This is a genomic window from Microbacterium sp., from assembly GCF_031988965.1.
In the GTDB taxonomy this organism is placed as follows: Bacteria; Actinomycetota; Actinomycetes; order Actinomycetales; family Microbacteriaceae; genus Microbacterium.
Window position 1 is genome coordinate 1 of record NZ_DALZXX010000232.1, and the last position, 2,815, is coordinate 2,815.

Annotated in this window: 4 protein-coding genes; all 4 read left to right on the forward strand. The window is 70.2% G+C overall.

Annotated features, from left to right (window positions below; genetic code table 11):
- Nucleotides 1–365: hypothetical protein (locus tag RTM68_RS18075; RefSeq protein WP_312173659.1), on the forward strand; the 365-nt coding region annotated here is incomplete at its 5' end.
- A 214-nt stretch (nucleotides 366–579) separates the two neighbouring features.
- Nucleotides 580–1,350: an EI24 domain-containing protein gene (locus tag RTM68_RS18080; RefSeq protein ID WP_312173662.1), complete on the forward strand. Its 771-nt coding sequence runs from the start codon at nucleotides 580–582 to the stop codon at nucleotides 1,348–1,350.
- Nucleotides 1,350–2,123, forward strand: coding sequence for a DNA-formamidopyrimidine glycosylase family protein (locus RTM68_RS18085; RefSeq protein WP_312173665.1), 774 nt, complete (start codon nucleotides 1,350–1,352; stop codon nucleotides 2,121–2,123). Before RTM68_RS18080 ends, RTM68_RS18085 begins: the two co-directional genes overlap by 1 nt.
- Before the next feature lie 93 nt (nucleotides 2,124–2,216).
- Nucleotides 2,217–2,684 carry a transferase gene (locus RTM68_RS18090; RefSeq protein ID WP_312173667.1) on the forward strand — a complete coding sequence of 156 codons (468 nt, stop codon included), beginning with the start codon at nucleotides 2,217–2,219 and terminating at the stop codon, nucleotides 2,682–2,684.
- Nucleotides 2,685–2,815: the final 131 nt, after the last annotated feature.

Here is a 2,815-nt window from a genome sequence, read left to right on the forward strand (position 1 = left end):
CCGTGACCCTCGCCGCGACGGATCCGGCGAATCCCTACGGCGCCGCGCTCGGGTGGCCGCGCCGAGACGACGTGTCGCACCGTCCGGGACGCAAGGCGGGTGGTCTGGTCGTGCTCGTCGACGGGTCGCTCGTGCTGTATCTCGAACGCGGAGGGCGTACGGTGCTGTGCTTCACAGACGACACCGACATCCTGAAAGCCGCCGCCACCGACCTGGCCGCGACCGCACGCGCCCGCCGGCTCGACACGCTGACGGTCGAGAAGGTGAACGGCGACGGCGTCTACGGCACCGATCTCGCGCTCGCCCTGCAGGAGGCCGGTTTCGTCGCGACGCCCCGCGGATACACCCTGCGCAAGGCGATCTGAGGCTGCGCCGCACGATCCACGCCGCATGCCGGGCACCTCTCCGGGCCCCTGCACGCAGCGAAGGAGATCTCACGCAGCGAAGGAGAGAATCCGGAATCCGGTCCTTCGCTGCGCGAGATCTCCTCGCCAGCGTGTTGGGGATCTCGACGTGCGGATGCTGCGCGATCTCGTTCTGCACGCGACGTCTCCCCCGGCGGCCTCCTAGGCTGAGGTCATGATCGGCGAGTTCTTCGAGGGAGTCCGCACCCTGCTGCGCGGGTTCGGCACCTGGCGTCGACGCCCCGGACTCATGGCGCTCGGTCTGGTGCCCGCCCTGATCGCGGCCGCGCTCCTGATCGCGGTTCTCGTGCCCCTCGCGCTCTCGCTCGGCCTGATCTCCGACGCGATCACGCCGTTCGCCGATCGCTGGCTCGAGCCGTGGCGGTCGCTGTTCCGCGGGGCGGTGAGCCTGGTCGTGCTCGTCGCGGCTCTCGCGCTCGCGAGTGCGGTGTTCAGCGCGCTCGCCCTCGCGATCGGCGACCCGTTCTACCAGCGCATCTGGCATGCGGTCGAGAAGGATCTCGGCGACGCGCCCGATTCCGAGGGCGGCGGCTTCTGGACCGCGCTCGGCGAAGGCATCCGACTCGTGCTCCTCGGTCTGCTGGTCGCGATCGTCGTGCTGCTGATCGGACTCATCCCGCTGGTGGGCGGTGTGCTCGGCGCGGTGCTCGGCGTCACGCTCTCGGGCCGACTGCTCGCTCGAGAGCTCACCGGACGCTCGTTCGACGCCCGCGATCTCTCCCCCGCCGACCGCGCCACGCTGTTCCGCGGCAGCCGCGCCCGGGTCCTCGGGTTCGGTGTCGCGACGCAGCTGTGCTTCCTCATCCCCGGCGGCGCGGTCGCGGTGATGCCCGCGGCCGTCGCGGGCTCGACCCTGCTCGCTCGCAGCATGCTGCAGCGCACACCGCTCACCGCGATCGCCGCAGAGCATCCGGGACCCGCCTGATGCCCGAGGGCGACACCGTCTTCCGCACGGCGCGGCGCCTCGACGAGGCGCTCGTCGGGTCAGAGGTCACGCGCTTCGACCTGCGCGTGCCGCGCTTCGCGACGGTCGATCTGACCGGCCAGCCGATCATCGCCTCGATCCCGCGCGGCAAGCACCTGCTGCTGCGCATCGGCGACAGCACACTGCATTCCCATCTGCGCATGGACGGGGCATGGCTGACGTATCGCTCGGGCGAGAAGTGGCGGCATCCTGCCTTCAAGGTCCGCGCGATCGTCGGCACGGCCGAACGCGATGCGGTCGGCATCGACCTCGCCGAGATCGAGATCGTGCCCACGCGCGACGAGGATGAGCTGGTGGGCCACCTGGGCCCCGATCCCCTCGGTCCTGAGTGGGACGCCGCCGAAGCCGCCCGTCGTCTGAGCGCCGACACCCGTGCGATCCACGTCGCACTCCTCGATCAGCGCAATGTGGCCGGCTTCGGCAACGAGTACGCCGCGGAGCTGCTGTTCCTCCGCGGAGTCCTGCCCACGACCCCGACGCCCGAGGTCGATGTCGTGGCGCTGCTCGCCCTGGGCGTGCGCACGATCCGGGCCAACCGCGATCGCCGCCATCGCACCTTCACCGGTGTCGACCGGCCGGGTCAGGGCACCTGGGTCTACGGCCGTTCGGGGAGGCCGTGCCGCCGCTGCGGCACCCTCATCCGTCGCGGCGAACTGGGCGCGGATCCCACGCGCGAGCGCATCACCTTCTGGTGTCCCGTCTGCCAGAAATGATCTGATTCCATGCTCGGGAATGAATCGAGCGGTCCCGTGGTTGTTGATATATCCGAACAGGTTCGGAGCAGGTTCGGAACACGGGGAGGAATCGTGGGTAAGAACTACATCGACATCGAGAACGACCAGGGCGCCACGTTGCGGTATCGCAAGCACGCCAACGGTCGCGGTCTCGTCGCGCACGGCGCGAAGGTCCATCCCAAGGCGCACGTCGAAGCAGGCGCATACGTCGAACCCGGCGCACGAGTCGGGGCCGGCGCGACCGTGGCACGCGGTGCCTGGATCGAACCGGATGCCGTGATCGGCGAAGGCGCTCACATCGACGCGCATGCGCACATCGGTCAGGGAGCGGCTGTGGGCGACAACGCCCACGTCGGAGTCCGCACCGTCGAGGGTGTGATGCACTTCGACGACGTCGAACTGCCCCGCGACGGGCACTACATCCTGTGCGGCCCGCTCGCGTTCATGCAGTCCACCCGCTCGAAGCTGATCGACGCCGGCGTGCCCGCGAGGTCCATCCGCTACGAGATCTTCGGCCCGGACCTCTGGCTCGCCGCCTGATCCGACAGCCCCGGATCGGCCCGGCGGGCGCACCCCCGCCGGGTACTCTGGCCTGATGGCGAAGCAGCAGCGACGGCCCTCGCGCCCGACCGGACCGGTACGGCGCAGCAAGGCCGCGCCCGCTCAGCGTT